At 66.5% G+C, this 18,018-nt stretch carries 15 protein-coding genes; 10 read left to right on the top strand and 5 right to left on the bottom strand.

Going from position 1 to position 18,018, the window contains the following annotated elements; translation table 11 throughout:
• Positions 1-31 precede the first annotated feature (31 nt).
• Positions 32-931 carry an energy transducer TonB gene (locus tag L6D75_RS10980; protein ID WP_176514078.1) on the bottom strand — a complete coding sequence of 300 codons (900 nt, stop codon included), beginning with the start codon at positions 929-931 and terminating at the stop codon, positions 32-34.
• Between the two features lie 91 nt (positions 932-1,022).
• Complete coding sequence (gene gshB, locus L6D75_RS10975) at positions 1,023-1,976, bottom strand: glutathione synthase (RefSeq protein WP_176514080.1); 954 nt, start codon at positions 1,974-1,976, stop codon at positions 1,023-1,025.
• Between the two features lie 197 nt (positions 1,977-2,173).
• On the opposite strand from gshB, the gene L6D75_RS10970 reads away from it, so the two are divergent.
• The 7 genes from L6D75_RS10970 (at position 2,174) to trhA (ending at position 11,723) form a co-directional block, all read left to right on the top strand.
• Entirely contained in the window at positions 2,174-2,575 is a 402-nt protein-coding gene (locus tag L6D75_RS10970; RefSeq protein ID WP_176514083.1) for a response regulator, read from the top strand.
• A gap of 46 nt (positions 2,576-2,621) precedes the next feature.
• A complete protein-coding gene (gene pilH, locus L6D75_RS10965) occupies positions 2,622-2,987 on the top strand; it encodes a twitching motility response regulator PilH (RefSeq protein ID WP_176514085.1) in 366 nt (121 codons plus the stop codon).
• On the top strand, positions 2,984-3,538 hold the full coding sequence (locus tag L6D75_RS10960; RefSeq protein WP_008094837.1) for a chemotaxis protein CheW: 555 nt from the start codon (positions 2,984-2,986) through the stop codon (positions 3,536-3,538). Before pilH ends, L6D75_RS10960 begins: the two co-directional genes overlap by 4 nt.
• Positions 3,539-3,585: 47 nt before the next feature.
• Positions 3,586-5,610 (top strand): methyl-accepting chemotaxis protein, encoded by a 2,025-nt coding sequence (locus L6D75_RS10955; RefSeq protein ID WP_236193529.1) that lies wholly within the window; start codon positions 3,586-3,588, stop codon positions 5,608-5,610.
• Between the two features lie 11 nt (positions 5,611-5,621).
• On the top strand, positions 5,622-10,514 hold the full coding sequence (locus L6D75_RS10950; protein ID WP_176514089.1) for a hybrid sensor histidine kinase/response regulator: 4,893 nt from the start codon (positions 5,622-5,624) through the stop codon (positions 10,512-10,514).
• Positions 10,507-10,980: a chemotaxis protein CheW gene (locus L6D75_RS10945; RefSeq protein WP_176514091.1), complete on the top strand. Its 474-nt coding sequence runs from the start codon at positions 10,507-10,509 to the stop codon at positions 10,978-10,980. Before L6D75_RS10950 ends, L6D75_RS10945 begins: the two co-directional genes overlap by 8 nt.
• Positions 10,981-11,105: 125 nt before the next feature.
• On the top strand, positions 11,106-11,723 hold the full coding sequence (gene trhA, locus L6D75_RS10940) for a PAQR family membrane homeostasis protein TrhA (protein WP_176514093.1): 618 nt from the start codon (positions 11,106-11,108) through the stop codon (positions 11,721-11,723).
• A 6-nt stretch (positions 11,724-11,729) separates the two neighbouring features.
• Here the strand turns inward: trhA and L6D75_RS10935 are convergent, their stop codons facing one another.
• The 3 genes from L6D75_RS10935 to L6D75_RS10925 all read right to left on the bottom strand — a co-directional run bounded on the left by L6D75_RS10935 (position 11,730) and on the right by L6D75_RS10925 (position 14,597).
• Positions 11,730-12,449, bottom strand: a complete 720-nt coding sequence (locus L6D75_RS10935; protein WP_176514095.1) for a 16S rRNA (uracil(1498)-N(3))-methyltransferase — start codon at positions 12,447-12,449, stop codon at positions 11,730-11,732.
• Positions 12,450-12,619: 170 nt separating this feature from the next.
• The gene (locus L6D75_RS10930) at positions 12,620-14,026 is read right to left on the bottom strand and encodes an adenosylmethionine--8-amino-7-oxononanoate transaminase (RefSeq protein ID WP_176514097.1); all 1,407 of its coding nucleotides are present in this window, start codon (positions 14,024-14,026) and stop codon (positions 12,620-12,622) included.
• A 79-nt stretch (positions 14,027-14,105) separates the two neighbouring features.
• Positions 14,106-14,597 carry a hypothetical protein gene (locus tag L6D75_RS10925; RefSeq protein WP_176514099.1) on the bottom strand — a complete coding sequence of 164 codons (492 nt, stop codon included), beginning with the start codon at positions 14,595-14,597 and terminating at the stop codon, positions 14,106-14,108.
• 211 nt (positions 14,598-14,808) lie between these two features.
• On the opposite strand from L6D75_RS10925, the gene L6D75_RS10920 reads away from it, so the two are divergent.
• The 3 genes from L6D75_RS10920 to L6D75_RS10910 all read left to right on the top strand — a co-directional run bounded on the left by L6D75_RS10920 (position 14,809) and on the right by L6D75_RS10910 (position 17,973).
• On the top strand, positions 14,809-16,572 hold the full coding sequence (locus tag L6D75_RS10920; protein WP_176514101.1) for a flavin monoamine oxidase family protein: 1,764 nt from the start codon (positions 14,809-14,811) through the stop codon (positions 16,570-16,572).
• Positions 16,573-16,809: 237 nt separating this feature from the next.
• Entirely contained in the window at positions 16,810-17,361 is a 552-nt protein-coding gene (locus tag L6D75_RS10915; RefSeq protein WP_176514103.1) for a cytochrome b, read from the top strand.
• A 33-nt stretch (positions 17,362-17,394) separates the two neighbouring features.
• Positions 17,395-17,973, top strand: coding sequence for a YceI family protein (locus L6D75_RS10910; RefSeq protein ID WP_176514105.1), 579 nt, complete (start codon positions 17,395-17,397; stop codon positions 17,971-17,973).
• Positions 17,974-18,018 lie beyond the last annotated feature (45 nt).

Genomic DNA, 18,018 nt, shown 5'->3' with positions numbered 1-18,018 from the left:
CACCGGGACGGCGCGGCTGCAAGGCAGCCCCTCAGTTGCTCGACAGGCGATCCCCACGGGCAAAGCGCCAGGTGCGGATGATCTCCAGCCGGTCGAATTCGGCCAGGTCCCCGGTGAACGGCGCGAACGGCGCCGCCAGGCGCACGATGCGCTGCGCCGCCTGGTCCAGCACCGGCTGCCCGGACGACTCCAGCACCAGCACCTCATACAGCGAGCCATCGCGGTTGATCGACACCATCATGCGCAAGTTGCCGTAGATCTGCTGCCGGCGGGCTTCATCCGGGTAGTTGAGGTTGCCCACCCGCTCGACCTTCTTGCGCCACTCTTCCTTGTACCAGGCACCCTTGTCGCGCATGGTCGAAGCGGCATTGAGGCGGTGGATGCGCGGGCGCTTGGCGTACAGCTGCTGTTCGTTGGACAGCTCGGCCTCAAGGCTGGCGATCTGGCTCGACAGCTGGGAGCTGTCGAAATCCGGCGTGGCCGCCGCAGGCTTGGGCTGCGGCTTGCTTTCCTTGGGCTTGGGCTCGACCTTCTGCGGCTTGGGCGCCTTGGTGGCGACGGCGGATTTCTCCGGCGCGGGCGGCACTTCGGGCTTGGCCGCAGGCGGCGGGGTGACCTTGTTGATCTTGCTGTCCTGGAACGGCGCGACCTCGGTGGTCTTGGGCACCGCCTTCTTCTCCAGGGTGCCGCTGCCCTGCTGGTTGTCCTGGGCCTGGAAATCGGCCTTCTCGGGCGCTTTCTCGCTCTTGAAGGTGGCCAGGGTGATGTCCATGGTCTGGCGGATTTCTGCCGGCTTGACCACGGTAAAACCGACGCCGAGGATCAGCGCCAGGTGCACCAGGGCAGCCAGGAACAGGGTAAAGCCAAGCCGGTCCACCGGGCGAACGCGGGGTGGCAGCAGGTCGGCGGGGATGTCGGCGGGCAGCGTCATCAGGTATCCAGCAACCGCGAGGCGGGGCAGCAGCTCAGTCGAATAGGACCGGCATCATACCCCACTGCGCGTCATTGCTCTGTGTCGGCGGTCAGCGCGCCTTCAGCTGGCGATCAATGGCATCCATCAGCTTGCCACCGATATCGGTGTTGTAGGCGGCGTCGATCTCGCGAATGCAGGTCGGGCTGGTGACGTTGATTTCGGTGAGGTAGTCGCCGATCACGTCCAGGCCGACGAACAGCAGGCCCTTTTCGCGCAGGGTCGGGCCGACCTGGGCGGCGATCCAGCGGTCGCGCTCGCTCAGCGGGCGCGCTTCGCCACGCCCACCGGCAGCCAGGTTGCCGCGGGTCTCGCCGCTGGCCGGGATGCGCGCCAGGCAATAGTCCACCGGCTCGCCGTCGATCATCAGGATGCGCTTGTCGCCGTCCTTGATCGCCGGCAGGTAGGCCTGCGCCATGATCTGCTGGGCGCCCAGCGCGGTCAGGGTTTCCAGGATCACCGAGAGGTTGGGGTCGCCTGCCCGGTGGCGGAAGATCGAGGTGCCGCCCATGCCGTCCAGCGGCTTGAGGATCACGTCACCGTGCTCGGCGGCGAACTGGCGGATGATGTCCGGGCGGCGGCTGACCAGGGTCGGCGGCGTGCACTGCGGGAACAGCGTGGCGAACAGTTTTTCGTTGCAGTCGCGCAGGCTCTGCGGGCGGTTGACCACCAGCACGCCTTCGGCCTCGGCCTGCTCCAGCAGGTAGGTGCTGTAGACGAACTCCATGTCGAACGGCGGGTCCTTGCGCATCAGGATCACGTCCAGCTCGGCCAGCGGGCTGTCCTGCTCCTCGCCCAGCTCGAACCAGCGCGCCGGGTCGGCGAACACGTTGAGCGGGCGCATGCGCGCGCGGGCCTTGCCTTGCGCCTGGTACAGGTCGCGCTGCTCCATGTAGAACAGGCTCCAGCCGCGGGCCTGGGCGGCCAGCAGCATGGCCAGCGAGCTGTCCTTCTTGTAGGAGATGGACGCGATGGGGTCCATGACAATGCCGAGGCGAACGCTCATGGGGGTGGTTCCTCTTGGCGGCCGGTAGCCGCGACGAATCGAAAGAAAAGTGGCTCAGGGTGGCGCTGCGAACGCCGCCGGTCAAGGGGGCGGCAGATGGAACGGGCTCCGGGAGTGTGCTAAAAATGCCTTCAGCTTCAAGCTGCACGCCATCCGCGGCCTGCAGCCCTCACTGTGCAGCGATGGTAGCGCAACTTATGGAACAGCCCCTGAAGGTGATGGTGATCGACGATTCACGCACGATCCGCCGCACCGCGCAGATGTTGCTCGGCGAAGCGGGCTGCGAAGTGATCACCGCCAGCGACGGCTTCGATGCCCTGGCCAAGATCGTCGACCACCAGCCGCAGATCATTTTCGTCGACGTGCTGATGCCGCGCCTGGACGGCTACCAGACCTGCGCCGTGATCAAGCACAACAGCGCCTACAAGGACATCCCGGTGATCCTCCTGTCGTCCCGCGACGGCCTGTTCGACAAGGCCCGCGGCCGGGTGGTCGGCTCCGACCAGTTCCTCACCAAACCCTTTGGCAAGGAAGAACTGCTCGATGCGATCCGGGCCCACGTGCCCGGTTTCGTCGCGCAGCAACAACACGCACCCTGACCGCGCCCGAGGTGGCGCGGCTTCTATTTCCTGATGGGGAAACAGCATGGCCCGAGTTCTGATTGTCGACGACTCGCCGACAGAGATGTACAAACTGACCGCCTGGCTGGAAAAACACGGCCACCAGGTGCTCAAGGCCAGCAACGGTGCCGACGCCGTGGCCCTGGCGCGCCAGGAGAAGCCTGACGCGGTGCTGATGGACATCGTCATGCCCGGCATGAATGGCTTCCAGGCCACCCGCCAGCTCAGCAAGGACCCGGAAACCAGCGCGATTCCGGTGCTGATCGTGACCACCAAGGACCAGGAAACCGACCGCATCTGGGCACAGCGCCAGGGCGCGCGCGGTTTCGTCACCAAGCCGGTGGAAGAAGACGCCCTGATCGCCAAGCTCGACGAAGTGCTGGGCGCTTGACCACCCGCCCCCAGGGCGCGTCGCTGACCGCCTTCGAGCTGTTGCTGGACATCGACCGGCGCTGCCGCCTGCTGGTGGCCGACCAGCCCCCGCAGGACACCCGCCTGCAGCAATGGAGCGGCATCGGCTTTCGTATTGCCGGGCAGTGGTTCGTGGCGCCCATGGGCGAGGTCGCCGAGGTGTTGCGCGAGCCGCGCAGCAGCCGGGTGCCGGGCGTGCAGCCGTGGGTTTGCGGCGTTGCCAACCTGCGTGGCCGGCTGCTGCCGGTGATGGACCTGAGCAGCTTCTTCGGCCTCGGCCCGGCAGCCCCGGGCAAGCAGCGCCGGGTGCTGGTGCTGGACCACGAAGACCTGTTCGTCGGCCTGTTGGTCGACGAAGTGCTGGGCCTGCAGCATTTCGCCCTGAGCAGCCTGGAGCTGTCGCCGCCGCAGCCGTTGCTGCGCGCCGCTGCCCGTTTCGTCCAGGGGCATTTCCCGCGTGAACGCAACTGGGCGATCTTCAGCCCCTTCGCCCTGGCCCAGGCGCCGGGCTTTCTCGATGTGGCGTTATAGGACTTTCGAACGTGAACAAGCCGGCCACCAGTGTCGCCCCCAACAGCATGACCCCGCGCACGCGCAGCATCGTGCAGATCACCGTGCTGTTCGTGGTGCTGATCCTGTCGATCATCCTGCTGTTCGCCAATTTCGCCTACCTCAACACCCAGTCCAACCACGACAAGCAGTACATCGGCCATGCCGGCGAGCTGCGCGTGCTGTCCCAGCGCATCGCCAAGAACGCCACCGAGGCGGCGGCGGGCAAGGCCCTGGCGTTCAAACTGCTGTCGGATGCGCGCAACGATTTCGAGCGGCGCTGGGGCTACCTGCGCGAGGGTGACAAGTCCACCGGCCTGCCCGCCGCGCCGGCCACGGTGCGCGATGAAATGGAAGCCGTGCGCCAGGACTGGGAAAACCTGCGCAAGAACACCGACACCATCCTGGCCAGCGAACAGACCGTGCTGTCGTTGCACCAGGTGGCGGCGACCCTTGCCGAAACCGTCCCGCAGTTGCAGGTGGAATACGAAAAAGTCGTCGAGATCCTGCTGCAGAGCGGCGCCCCGGCCAACCAGGTGGTGGTGGCCCAGCGCCAGTTGCTGCTCGCCGAACGCATCCTCGGCTCGGTCAACACCGTGCTGGCCGGCGACGACTCCGCCGCCCAGGCCGCCGACGCCTTCGGCCGCGACGCCAGCCGCTTCGGCCAGGTGCTCGAAGGCATGCTCGCCGGCAATGCGGCGATCCAGGTCACCCGCGTGGAGGACGCCGATGCCCGTGCGCGGCTGGCGGAAATCGCCGAGCTGTTCCAGTTCGTCGCCGGCTCCGTGGATGAAATCCTCGAAACCTCGCCCGAGCTGTTCCGCGTGCGTGAGGCGGCGGGCAATATCTTCAGCCTGTCGCAGACCCTGCTCGAAGAAGCCTCGCACCTGGCCAACGGCTTCGAGAACCTGGCCGCAGGCCGCACCCTGGATACCGTGGGCGGCTACGTGCTCGGCCTGCTGGCGCTGGCCTCGATCATCCTGATCGGCCTGGTGATGGTGCGCACCACCAACCGCCAGCTGCGCGAAACTGCCGAAAAGAACGAGCGCAACCAGCAGGCGATCATGCGCCTGCTCGATGAAATAGAAGAACTGGCCGACGGCGACCTGACCGTCACCGTGTCGGTCACCGAGGACTTCACCGGCGCCATCGCCGACTCGATCAACTATTCGGTCGACCAACTGCGCGACCTGGTGGCGACCATCAACCACAGTGCCGAGCAGGTGGCCGCGGCCGTGCAGGACACGCAGAACACCGCCCGCCAGCTGGCCAAGGCCTCCGAGCACCAGGCCGAGCAGATCAGCGAGGCGTCGGAAGCGGTGGGCGACATGGTCGAGTCGATCGACCGGGTGTCGGCCCACGCCTACGAGTCGGCCAAGGTGGCCGAGCGCTCGGTGGCCATCGCCAACAAGGGCAACGAGGTGGTGCACAACACCATCAATGGCATGGACAACATTCGCGAGCAGATCCAGGACACCGCCAAGCGGATCAAGCGCCTGGGCGAATCGTCCCAGGAGATCGGCGACATCGTGAGCCTGATCGACGACATTGCCGACCAGACCAACATCCTCGCGCTCAACGCGGCGATCCAGGCGTCGCTGGCGGGCGAGGCCGGGCGCGGCTTTGCCGTGGTCGCCGACGAGGTGCAGCGGCTGGCCGAGCGTTCCTCCTCGGCCACGCGGCAGATCGAGGCACTGGTGCGCACCATCCAGGCCGATACCAACGAGGCGGTGATTTCCATGGAGCAGACCACCGCCGAGGTGGTGCGCGGTGCTCGCCTGGCCCAGGACGCCGGCGTGGCGCTGGCCGAGATCGAAGGCGTATCGCAGAACCTCGCCGAACTTATCCACAGCATCTCCGACGCGGCGCAGTTGCAGACCTCCTCGGCAGGGCAGATTTCCCACACCATGGCGGTGATCCAGCAAATTACCGCGCAGACCTCCGCCGGCTCCGGCGCCACCGCCGACAGCATCCGCCACCTGGCGCGCATGGCCAGCGAGATGCGCCGTTCGGTGTCCGGCTTCACCTTGCCGGCACCGGCCGAGCGGCGTTGATGGACGTGCCCATGGCTTCTGCAGCAGTGAACCCCGAACGCCACGACACCGTGGCCCTGGCCTGGACCCGGGCGGCCATCCTCGATTGCCTGGGCCAGGCGCGCCAGGCTCTTGAACGCTTTGCCGGGGAAACCGACGACCGCTCGATCCTGGCCTTCGTGGTCGACAACCTGCACCAGGTGCATGGCTGCCTGCGCATGCTCGAACTGCGCGGCGCCACGCGCCTGGCCGAAGAGCTCGAACTGCTGGCGCGGGCCTTGGCCGATGGCCAGGTGAGCCCGCGTGGCGACTGCCTGGGCCCGCTGTTTCGCGGCCTCGAACAACTGCCCTCGTACCTGGAGCGGCTGCGCGGCGCGCGCCACGACCTGCCGCTGGTGATGCTGCCGCTGCTCAACCAGCTGCGTGCCTGCCGCGGTGTCGAGCCACTGGCCCAGGGCAGCCTGATCAGCGGTGCGGCCCAGCGTTTTGCCGGCTCCGACGACCTGGCCAACCTCGACCTGTCGCTGGGCAACTGGCGCGAACAGGTGCAGGCCGGGCCGGGCCGCGATGCCCTGCGCTCGGTGATCACCGCGCTGTGCGACGACCTGGTGCGGATCAAGGAGCGGCTTGACCAGTTCGTGCGCAGCGATCGCCAGCACATCGAACAGCTCGATGCCCTGCTGGCGCCGCTGCGGCACGTTGCCGACACCTTGGCGGTGCTGGGTTTCCAGCAGCCTCGGCGGGTCATCATCGACCAGGTGCTGGCCCTGCAGGCCCTGGCCCAGGGCGAGCGTGCGGTGGATGACCCGGTGCTGATGGATGTGGCCGGCGCGCTGCTGTACGTGGAGGCCAGCCTCAATGGCATGGTCGGCCCGATAGAAGAGGGTGGGCAGAATGGGCTGCCCGGCTCGGACCTGGCCGAGATCCGCCAACTGGTGCTCAACGAGTCGCTGGCCGTGTTGCAGCAGGCCAAGGACCTGATCGGCGACTACCTCGAATCCGATTGGCCGCGCCAGCGCCTGCAGCCGCTGCCCGGCTTGTTGCAGCAGGTGCGCGGGGCGCTGGCGATGCTGATGCTGCCTGCCGCCGCGCAGGTGTTCGGCGGCTGCGCAAGTTATGTGCAGGGCTGGCTGCAGCACCTGGATGTGGAGCCGCCAGCGGAGCAACTGGAGCACTTGGCGCAGGCGCTCAGCGCCGGCGAGTGCTACCTGCAGTGGCGGGTGGCCGACCCGCTCGCCGATGGCCAGCCGTTCCTCGACATGGCCCGCGCCAGCCTCGCGGCGCTGGGCGTGGCGTGCAGCCATGGCGAGGCGCCGGGCAGCCACGACGACAGCAGCGATGGCATCGACGACGAGCTGCGCGAAGTGTTTCTCGAAGAAGCCGGCGAGCTGTTGCCGGAGATCGAGCGCCACTGGCTGCGCTGGCGCGCCGACAACAGCCTGCGTGACGCCCTGGTGGAGGTGCGCCGCGACCTGCACACGCTCAAGGGCAGCGGGCGCATGGTGCATGCCCAGGCCGTCGCCGAGCTGGCCTGGGGCGGCGAACACCTGCTCAACCGCGTGCTCGAAGGGCGCATCGCGCTGTCGCCGGAAGGCGCCGTGGCGCTGCAGCAGGTGGTGGTGCACCTGCCGGACCTGCTGGCCGACTTCGCCGCCGGGCAGATGCCGCAAGTCACCGAGATCGAGCAGTTGGCCAGCCACCTGCACGCGCTGGCCGAGAACGACACGCTTGCCAGCGCCGACATCCAGGGCCTGGACCCGCAACTGCTGGATATCTTCCGCAATGAGGCCCAGGGCCACCTGGCCAGCCTGGACGCCTTCCTGCAGGCGGCCAACGGGCAGGGCACGCCGGTCAGCGATGACCTGCAGCGCGCCTTGCACACGCTCAAGGGCAGCGCTGCCATGGCTGGGGTGATGCCGATCGCCGAGCTGGCCACGGCGTTCGACCGCCTGGTGCGCGAATACCGCGGCCACCAGTTGCCATTGCAGGGCGCCGAAATCGCCTGGCTGGAGTCGGCGCATGCGCTGTTCCAGCAGGGCCTGGCGCAACTGGGCAGCACCCCGTTGGCCGCTATCCCGGGCGCTGCACCCTTGATCGAGCAGGTTGGCGAGGCGGTCGACGAACGCCTGGCGACATTGCACGAGGAACAGTCCCATGCGCGGCGCAACGCCCGCGACCCGCAACGCACAGCCCTGTTCCTGGCCCAGGCCATGGACATCCTGCTGGATGCCGAGTCGCTGCTGTCGCGTTGGCAGGAGCAACCTGGCCAGCGCCAGTCGCTGGACAGCCTGCTCGATGAGCTGACCACGCTGTGCCACGCGGCCCACCTGGCCGACCTGTGGCAGATGGATGACGTCTGCGAGGCCCTGCTGGACCTCTACGGCGCCGTCGAAGAGGGCAGCCTGGGGGCCGATGCCCGCTTCTTCGCCCAGGCCCGGCAGGCCCATGAAGTGCTGCTCGACATGCTCGATGAGGTGGCTGCCGGCCAGGAGCTGACCCCGCGCCCCGATTGCGTCGATGGCCTGCGCGCCTTGCTCGCCAGCGCCCTGGCACCGGAGGCCACGGGTCTGGTGGCGCCTGGGGCGGTGACGCCGCTGAACGCGCCGCTGGAGCTGGCCGAAGAAGACGACAGCCCCGGCGACAAGGAGCTGCTGGAAGTCTTCCTCGAAGAAAGCTCGGACATCGTCGAAAGCGCCGGCGCCGCGCTGGCCCGCTGGCAGGCCGACCCGCGCAACAGCGTCGAGGTGGAAAACCTGCTGCGCGACCTGCATACCCTCAAGGGCGGCGCACGCATGGTGGAAATCGCCGCCATCGGCGACCTGGCCCACGAACTGGAATTCCTCTACGAACTGCTCGCTGCCGGGCGCTTGCCGCCCAGTGCGGCGCTGTTCGCCTTGCTGCAGAACTGCCATGACCGCCTGGCACACATGCTCGATGCCGTGCGCCTGGGCCAGCCGCTGCACGCGGCCACCGCGCTGATCGACTACATCCGCAACTTCAGCAGCGCCGCCTTGACCGACAGTGCTGCCGGCCAGGCGCCGGCCGAAGCGGCGCACCCCGACCAGCCCAGCGCTGCGCCGGAGCGTGCGGCCGGCGACATGGTCAAGGTCGACGCCGAACTGCTCGACGACCTGGGCAACCTGGCCGGCGAGCACTCGGTCATCCGGGGGCGTATCGAGCAGCAGGTCAACGACGCCCAGTTCGCCCTCAACGAAATGGAAACCACGCTGGAGCGCATGCGCGACCAGTTGCTGCGCCTGGACAACGAGACCCAGGGGCGGCTCAGCAGCCGGCAGCCGTTCGAAGGCGACGCCTACGAAGATTTCGACCCGCTGGAAATGGACCGCCACTCCCAGCTGCAGCAGTTGTCGCGGGCCTTGTTCGAATCGGCCTCCGACCTGCTCGACCTGAAAGAGACACTGGCCCTGCGCGCCCAGGAGGCCTACAGCCTGCTGCAGCAGCAGGCGCGGGTGAACAGCCAGTTGCAGGAGGGCCTGACCGCCACCCTGATGGTGCCGTTCGAGCGCCTGGTGCCGCGCCTGCAGCGGGTGGTGCGGCAGGTGGCGAGCGAGCTGGGCAAGCAGGTCGAGCTGGTGGTCGGCAACGCCGAGGGCGAGCTGGACCGCAGCGTGCTCGAGCGCATGGTCGCGCCGCTGGAGCACATGCTGCGCAATGCCGTCGACCATGGCCTGGAAGCGCGCGAGGTGCGCCTGGCCGCCGGCAAGCCGGAGCAAGGCACCATTGCTTTGAACCTGCTGCACGAGGGCGCCGACATCGTCATCGAAATGACCGACGACGGCGCCGGCGTACCTCTGCAGGCGGTGCGCCGCAAGGCCATCAAGCGCGGGCTGCTCGACCCCCAGGCCAACCTCAGCGACCACGAGATCCTCCAGTTCATCCTGCGCCCGGGGTTTTCCACCGCCGAGAAGATCACCCAGATTTCCGGGCGCGGCCTGGGCATGGACGTGGTGCACGAGGAGGTCAAGCAACTGGGCGGCTCGATGACCATCGAGTCGGCCCAGGGCAAGGGCGCGCGCTTCCTCATTCGCCTGCCGTTCACGGTGTCGATCAACCGTGCCCTGATGGTGCACCTGGGCGAGGAGCAGTACGCCATCCCGCTCAACACCATCGAGGGCATCGTGCGCGTGCCGCCGGCGGAGCTCGCCGCCTGCTACCAGCTGGATGCGCCGCGCTACGTGTATGCCGGCCACGAATACCAGCTGCGTTACCTCGGCGAGCTGCTGCAAGGGCTGCCGCGGCCCAGCCTGCTGGGGCAGAGCGTGCCGCTGCCGGTGCTGCTGGTGCATTCCCAGGAGCAGTCATTCGCGATCCAGGTCGACAGCCTGTCGCCAAGCCGCGAGATCGTGGTGAAGAGCCTTGGGCCGCAATTTGCCGCCGTGGCGGGTTTGTCGGGCGCGACCTTGCTCGGCGATGGCCGGGTGGTGCTGATTCTCGACCTGCTCGGCCAGTTGCGTGGCCAGCAGCGGCGCCTGGCGCGCCTGCCGGGCGGCAGCGGGGTGCAGAGCACGCTGTTCGGCCCGGCGCCACGGCGCGCCTTGCTGGTGATGGTGGTGGACGATTCGGTGACGGTGCGCAAGGTCACCAGCCGCCTGCTCGAGCGCCACGGCATGAGCGTGCTGACCGCCAAGGACGGGGTCGATGCCATGGCCCTTCTGGAAGAACACCGCCCCGACGTGCTGCTGCTGGATATCGAGATGCCGCGCATGGACGGCTTCGAAGTGGCCACCCGCATTCGCCGTGACGAGCGGCTCAAGGACCTGCCGATCATCATGATCACCTCACGCACCGGGCAGAAGCACCGCGACCGGGCCATGGCCATCGGGGTCAACGATTACCTGGGCAAGCCGTACCAGGAGTCGGTGCTGCTGCAGAGCATCGCCCATTGGAGCCAGCACCATGCTTGAACTGATCGCCGGCCAGCGCAGCAGCCTGACCGGCCTGCTGCTGCCCCTGGGTGACCGCACCCTGGTGCTGCCGAACGTGGCCGTGGCCGAACTGATCGGCCAGCGCAATCTCTTGTGCCAGCCGGGCGAGCCGGCCTGGCACCTGGGCTGGCTCGACTGGCGCCAGCAGCATTTGCCGCTGATCGGCTTCGAGGCCGCCTGCGGCGGCGAGACGCCGTGTGGCGAGCGGGCACGGGTGGTGGTGCTCAATGCCCTGGGCGATACCGGGCTGCGTTATCTGGCGGTGTTGCTGCAGGACATCCCGCGCTCGTGCAAGCTCGACAGCCAGCTCAACTATGTGGATGTGGCGCTGGGCAGCCTTGAGCTGGCGGCGGTGCAGGTGGGCGAGCAGGTGGCGCGGGTGCCGGACTTGGTCGGGCTGGAAAGGCTGGTGCGTGACGCGCAATTGCAACCTGGGGTTGGGTAGGATGTAACGCTCATGGCCCTGTCGCCAGGCTTTGCGCGGTACCTGTGGGAGCCGGCTTGCCGGCGATCGGGCCGCAAGGCGACCCCAAGAAGGAACCCAGCCCACCCAAGGAGGTCTGTGTTTGCATGTATTACGGTGAACGCTTCAACGCCTGGACCCACCTGGTCGGTGCCGTCCTGGCCTGTATCGGTGCCATCTGGCTGATCGTCGTCGCAGGCCTGCAGGGCGACCCCTGGAAGATCGTCAGCTTCTCCATCTACGGCGGCACCTTGCTGCTGCTCTACAGCATCTCGACCCTTTACCACAGCACCCGCGGCCGGGCGAAAGTGATCATGCGCAAGCTCGATCACCTGTCGATCTACCTGCTGATCGCCGGCAGCTACACGCCTTTCTGCCTGGTCAGCCTGCGCGGCCCGTGGGGCTGGAGCCTGTTCGGGGTGGTCTGGGGGCTGGCAGTGATCGGCATGCTGCAGGAAATAAAACCGCGCTCGGAAGCGCGGATTCTGTCGATCATCATCTATGCGGTGATGGGCTGGATCGTGCTGGTGGCGGTCAAGCCATTGCTCGCAAGCCTGGGCACCGCCGGCTTTGCCTGGCTGGCGGCCGGCGGGGTGTTCTACACCGTGGGCATCATCTTCTTCGCCTTCGACAGCCGCTTCCGCCATTGGCACGGCATCTGGCACCTGTTCGTGATCGCCGGCAGCCTCATGCACTTCGTCGCGGTGTCGTTCTACGTGCGCTAGCGCCGGTCAAAAATCGCCCCACAGCTGCTGCGCCACGGCCAAAGCCACCACCGGCGCGGTCTCGGTGCGCAGCACGCGAGGGCCGAGGCGCGCGGCATGAAAACCCGCCGCCTTGGCCTGGTCCACTTCCGCCTCGCTCAGGCCGCCTTCGGGGCCGATCAGGAAGGCCAGGCGTGCCGGCCTGGCGTGGCTGGTCAGTGGCTCGGCGACCGGGTGCAGCACCAGTTTCAGGTCGGCATCGCTGGCCTTGATCCATTCGGCCAGGGTCACTGGCGGGTGGATCACCGGCAGGGTCGAGCGGCCGCATTGCTCGCAGGCGCTGATGGCCACCTGGCGCCAGTGGGCCAGGCGCTTGTCGGCGCGCTCGTCTTTGAGGCGCACTTCGCAGCGTTCGCTGACGATCGGGGTGATTTCGTTGACGCCCAGTTCGGTGGCCTTCTGGATTGCCCAGTCCATCCGCTCGCCGCGGGACAGGCCTTGGCCCAGGTGGACATGCAGCGGTGAGTCGGCCTGGCCGGGCAGGGCCTGGTCGAGGGTCACGCGCACGCTTTTCTTGCCCACTTCGAGCAGTTGGCCGAGGTATTCCTGGCCACTGCCGTCGAACAGTTGCACGGCATCACCCGGGGCCATGCGCAGGACGCGGCCGATGTAGTGGGCCTGGGCCTCGGGCAGGTCGTGCTCGCCAAGGCTCAGGGGGGCGTCGATGAAGAAGCGGGACAGTCTCATGGTTCTGCTCAAACTGAAGGGTGGGCACAGCCCGTAGGAGCGGCCTTGTGTCGCGAAAGGGCTGCAGAGCAGCCCCATATTTCAGCGGCGCTGCAACATGCCGGGGGCCGCTTTGCGGCCCTTTCGCGACACAAGGCCGCTCCTACAGGGTATTGCGAACGTGGGTGGGGCTAGCCCGGATCGCGGAAGTCGGGGTGGAAGTTGGCCGGCACCGCAACGCTGACGCTATCACGCGTGGCGATATCGATGCCTTCGCTGGCCACCTCGGCCAGGAAGTCGATCTGCTCCGGGGTGATCACATACGGCGGCAGGAAGTACACCACGCTGCCCAGCGGGCGCAACAGGGCGCCGCGGCTCAGGGCATGCTCGAACACCTTCAGGCCGCGACGCTCTTGCCACGGGTAGGCGACCTTGCCGGCCTTGTCCTGGACCATCTCGATGGCCAGGGCCATGCCGGTCTGGCGGATCTCGGCGACATGCGCGTGGTCGGCCAGGTGTGCGGTGGCGCTGGCCATGCGCGCCGACAACGCCTTGTTGGCCTCGATCACGTTGTCCTGCTCGAAGATGTCCAGCGTCGCCAGGGCCGCAGCGCAGGCCAGCGGGTTGCCGGTGTAGCTGTGCGAGTGGAGGAACGCGCGCAGGGTCGGGTAGTCGTCGTAGAACGCCTGGTACACGGTATCGGTGGTCAGGCACGCGGCCAGGGGCAGGTAGCCGCCGGTCAGGGCCTTGGACAGGCACAGGAAATCGGGGCGGATGCCGGCCTGTTCGCAGGCGAACATCGTGCCGGTACGGCCGAAGCCCACGGCGATTTCGTCATGGATCAGGTGCACGCCATAGCGGTCGCAGGCCTCGCGCAGCAGCTTGAGGTACACCGGGTGGTACATGCGCATGCCGCCGGCGCCCTGGATCAGCGGCTCGATGATTACCGCCGAAATGGTCGCGTGGTGTTCGGCCAGGGTCTGCTCCATGGCTGCGAACAGGTTGCGCGAGTGCTCTTCCCAGCTCATGCCTTCGGGGCGCAGGTAGCAGTCCGGGCTGGGCACCTTGATGGTGTCGAGCAGCAGGGCCTTGTAGGTTTCGGTGAACAGCGGCACGTCGCCGACCGACATGGCGGCGATGGTTTCGCCGTGGTAGCTGTTGGTCAGGGTGACGAAGCGCTTTTTCTCTGGTTTGCCGATGTTCTGCCAGTAGTGGAAGCTCATCTTCAGCGCCACTTCGATGCACGACGAGCCATTGTCGGCGTAGAACACCCGGTCCAGGCCGGCCGGGGTCATGGCCACCAGGCGCTCGGACAGCTCGATCACCGGCTGGTGGCTGAAGCCTGCGAGGATCACGTGCTCGAGCTGGTCGACCTGGTCCTTGATGCGCTGGTTGATGCGCGGGTTGGCATGGCCGAACACGTTGACCCACCAGCTGCTGACCGCATCCAGGTAGCGCTTGCCCTCGAAGTCCTCGAGCCACACGCCTTCGCCGCGCTTGATCGGGATCAGCGGCAGTTGCTCGTGGTCTTTCATCTGGGTGCAGGGGTGCCACAGGACCTTGAGGTCACGTTGCATCCACTGATCGTTGAGGCCCATCGGCACTTCTCCTGGCGTTGCGGCATGGTTTGACCGCGTAAGCCTAAGCAATGCCAGGGGGCAGGACAACCGCTAGTGGTCAATGGCGACAGGTGCCCGTCCATTCGAGCTTGCGGATGTGCACGGTGCCGGCCTGGGAGGTGGAGATGGTCAGGCACCGGAACGGCCCATCGAGGATCTGGTGGTAAGGCTGGGTGGCGATGGGGCCGGGCAGGAACGCGGTGTGGCCGCTGCCGGACAGCGTGAGCCAGTAGAAGCTGCGCGGGACCGGCACGAACAGGTCGGCTTCGTGGCCATCGGCATCCTGCAGCACGTGCATATCGTCGTAATGCGGGTCGCTAACCACGTAGTACTCCAGGCAAAGGCTCTCGACCTCCTGGCTGAAGACGATCTCTACCTCGCTGTGCTCGCCAATCACCAGTTCGGTGCCATTTTCACCTTTGAAGGCTTCGTGAAAGGCCGTCCAGGACGTGCCATTGGCGCAGATGCTCAACCCTGAGGGGGTGAGTAAGGCCTGTTTGTGCCACAGAAACTGCCTCTGGACCTGTGCGAAATGCTCCTCAAAGATCATGCGCAGCTCCTTCTGTCGGTTCTTCTGGCTATGCGTGAGAGCATCGCCCGCAAACGCAAAGCCGGCTACTGACAAAAATGCCAGTTGCCAAAGGCACTTGATATCGCCGTGCTGGCAGGGTCTGCAGACCTGACGTATTCTTAACGCATCTCGCTCGGGGCAATTCTTGCCTCTTCCCATTCCTGTAACGTCTGACTCGGAGTTCGCCATCATGGCTGCTGCTTGGGTGCGCCTGTGCGCGTTGGTATTGATCGGTGTATCCAGCGGCGCCACGCTGGCCAAGGACAAGACACCTACGGCAATCGTCGTGGGCGGTGGCCTGGCAGGCCTGACCGCAGCCTACGAGCTGCAGAACAAGGGCTGGCAGGTGACCCTGCTGGAAGCCAAGTCGGGCATGGGCGGGCGTTCGGGGCTGGCCACCAGCGAGTGGATCGGCAATGGCAAGGCCCAGCCGGTGCTCAACCAGTACCTGGACCATTTCAAGCTGGAAACCCTGCCGGCACCGGAGTTCGTGCGGACCCCGGGCTACCTGATCGACGGTGAGTACTTCAGCGCCGCGGACCTGGCCACCAAGCAGCCCGCCACCGCCGAGGCGCTCAAGCGCTACGAGAAGACCCTCGACGACCTGGCCCGCTCCATCGACGACCCGCTCAACCCCCAGGCCAACAGCACCCTGTTCGCCCTCGACCAGATCAACGTGTCCAGCTGGCTCGACAAGCTGCAACTGCCGACCACCGCACGCCAATTGGTCAACCAGCAGATCCGCACCCGCTACGATGAACCGTCGCGCCTGTCGCTGCTCTATTTCGCCCAGCAGAACCGCGTCTACCGTGGCGTCAGCGACCGCGACCTGCGCGCCGCGCGCTTGCCAGGCGGCAGCCCGGTGCTGGCCCAGGCCTTCGTCAAACAGCTGAAAACCATCAAGACCAGCTCGCCGGTGACCTCGATCGTGCAGGACAAGGACGGCGTGACGGTCAAGGCCGGCAGCGTCGGCTACCAGGCCGACTACGTGGTCATGGCCGTGCCGCTGCGCGCCCTGGCCAAGATCCAGATCACCCCGGTGCTCGATACCCAGCACGTGGCCGCCCTGCGGGGCACCAACTACGGCTGGCGCGACCAGTTGATGCTCAAGTTCAAGCAGCCGGTGTGGGAAAGCCGTTCGCGGATGTCTGGCGAAATCTTCAGTAACGCCGGCCTCGGCATGCTGTGGATCGAACCGGCACTCAAGGGCGGCGCCAACGTTGTGATCAACCTGTCCGGCGACAATGCGCGGTTGCTGCAGGCCTTTGGCGACAAGCAGATGGTCGACCAGGTGCTGATCCGCCTGCACGCCTTCTACCCACAGGCGCGTGGCGCGTTCACCGGTTACGAGGTCAAGCGCTACAGCACCGACGCCGGCACCGGCGGCGCCTACCTGGCCTACGGCCCGGGGCAGATCAGCAAGTACTGGCGCCTGTGGGAGCGCCCGGTGCAGCGCATCGCCTTTGCCGGCGAGCATACCGACGCCCTTTACCCAGGTACCCTGGAAGGCGCCCTGCGCAGTGGCCAGCGTGCGGCCAGCCAGGTGCAGGACCTGCTGGCCGGCAAGTCGTTCGACCCGGCCAAGGCCGCGACCGTGGCGGCTGCGGCAGGCGCAGGCGCGGCGGCGAGCAAGGACAAGGGCGGGTTCTTCTCGCGCCTGTTCGGGGGCGGCGACAAGCCTGAAGTGAAGGCTGCACCGGTGGCCAAGGCCGAGGAAGTGGCCCCGGCACCAGCACCTGCGCCAGTGGCGGCACCTGCCCCGGTAGTGCCGGCACCGATCGCCAAGGAAGAACCCGCCAAGCCAGCCGCCACCAAGGCCGCTCCGGCCAAACAGGCGCCCGCGCACAAGCCGGCGGCCAAGCAGGCGCACAAGGCGGCTGAGCCGAAGAAGGCGACCGTGAAGTCCGAACCTGCCAAGAAGCCGGTGAGCGACGCCCAGGCCAAGGCTGGCTGATGCCTTGACCTGTATCCGCTCCCACAGAGCTAAGCAAATTACCTGTGGGAGCGGGCTTGCCCCGCGAAGAGGCCGGAACTGACAGGTTGCTATTTCCCGCTATTGTTAATGTTTCCTTAATAGCCAACTCACACACTATTTATCGGATTTCTCGATAATCCGGAGCAATTTTTTACGCTTTTATTCGATACGATTCGCGTTAGTCTGTGCACAGCTTTCACGGGGAAACACTGCATCATGCAACTGCGCAACTCACCTTCTCGCTATGGCGTCGTCAGCATCGTCCTGCACTGGGGCGTGGCACTGGCGGTCTTCGGGCTGTTCGGCCTGGGCTTGTGGATGGTCGGCCTCGACTACTACAGCCCCTGGCGCAAATCGGCCCCTGACCTGCACAAGAGCATCGGCCTGGTGCTGCTGGGGGTGATGCTGCTGCGCGTACTCTGGCGCTTCATCAGCCCACCGCCTCCGGCGCCGGCCAACCACGGGCCACTCACCCGCCTGGCTGCCAAGCTGGGGCACCTGGCGCTGTACCTGGGGCTGTTCGCGGTGATGGGCGCCGGTTACCTGATTTCCACCGCTGATGGCGTGGGCATCCCGGTCTTCGGCCTGTTCGAAGTGCCTGCACTGATCAGCGACCTGCCTGACCAGGCCGACGTGGCAGGTGTCATCCACCTGTGGCTGGCCTGGGGCCTGGTGATCTTTGCCGTGCTGCATGGCCTGGCAGCCTTGAAACATCATTTCATCGACCGTGACGCGACCCTGACACGCATGCTGGGCCGCAAAGCTTGACTCTCAACTCAATTGCATAGGAAGGAAGTAAGGATGTTGAAAAAGACTTTTGCCGCTCTGGCGCTCGGTACCGCACTGTTCTCCGCCGGCCAGGCCATGGCCGCCGAGTACAAGATCGACAAGGAGGGCCAGCACGCGTTCGTCGACTGGAAGATCAGCCACCTGGGCTACAGCTTCATCCACGGCACCTTCAAGGACTTCGATGGCACGTTCACCTGGGACAGCGCCAAGCCTGAAGCCAGCAAGATTGCAGTCGACGTGAAAACCGCCAGCCTGTGGTCGAACCATGCCGAGCGTGACAAGCACATCGCCAGCAAAGACTTCCTGGACGTGAGCAAGTACGCAGACGCCAAGTTCGTATCCACCAGCGTCAAGCCCACTGGCGACAAGACTGCTGATGTAACTGGCGACCTGACCATGCACGGCGTCACCAAGCCGGTCACCTTCAAGGCGACCTTCAACGGCGAAGGCAAGGACCCATGGGGCGGTGAGCGCGCAGGCTTCAATGCCACCACCACCCTCAACCTGAATGACTTCGGCATCAAGGGCCCAGGCCCAACCTCGCAGACCCTGGACCTGGATATCAGCGTCGAAGGTGTGAAGCAGAAGTAAGCGTTTGCCCGCGCAATAAAAAACGCCGCCCGATTGGGCGGCGTT

This window comes from Pseudomonas faucium (assembly GCF_021602585.1).
GTDB classification, from domain to species: Bacteria; Pseudomonadota; Gammaproteobacteria; order Pseudomonadales; family Pseudomonadaceae; genus Aquipseudomonas; species Aquipseudomonas faucium.
The sequence above is the reverse complement of the archived record's forward strand: the minus strand, read 5'-3'. Positions and strand labels throughout refer to the sequence as shown.